The sequence below is a fragment of the Faecalibacterium sp. DFI.5.82 genome (assembly GCF_029076575.1).
Lineage (GTDB): Bacteria > Bacillota > Clostridia > Oscillospirales > Ruminococcaceae > Faecalibacterium > Faecalibacterium duncaniae.
The window spans coordinates 1-324 of record NZ_JARFIS010000311.1 but is presented as its reverse complement, the minus strand read 5'-3'; the positions used below and the strand labels follow the sequence as shown (position 1 = coordinate 324).

1 pseudogene is annotated in these 324 nt (G+C 67.0%); it reads left to right on the top strand.

What is annotated here, in order from left to right:
- A pseudogene (locus P0G09_RS16755) lies at positions 1–324 on the top strand (AAA family ATPase); the annotation flags it as partial.

The window sequence follows — 324 nt, the reverse complement described above, 5'->3', positions numbered from 1 at the left end:
GTCATCATTCTGGCCGCCACCAACCGTCCAGAATCCCTTGACCCTGCCCTGACCCGCCCCGGCCGCTTTGACCGCCGAGTGCCCGTGGAGCTGCCCGACCTCAAGGGCCGCGAGGAGATCCTGAAGGTCCACGCTTAGAAGGTTGCGCTGGCCCCGGGCATCGACTTTACCACCGTGGCCCGGATGGCCTCCGGCGCGTCCGGTGCCGAGCTGGCCACCATCGTCAACGAAGCCGCGCTGCGGGCCGTCCGTGCAGGCCGCAAGAGCGTGACCCAGTCTGACCTGGAAGAGAGCATCGAGGTGGTCATTGCAGGCTACCAGAAG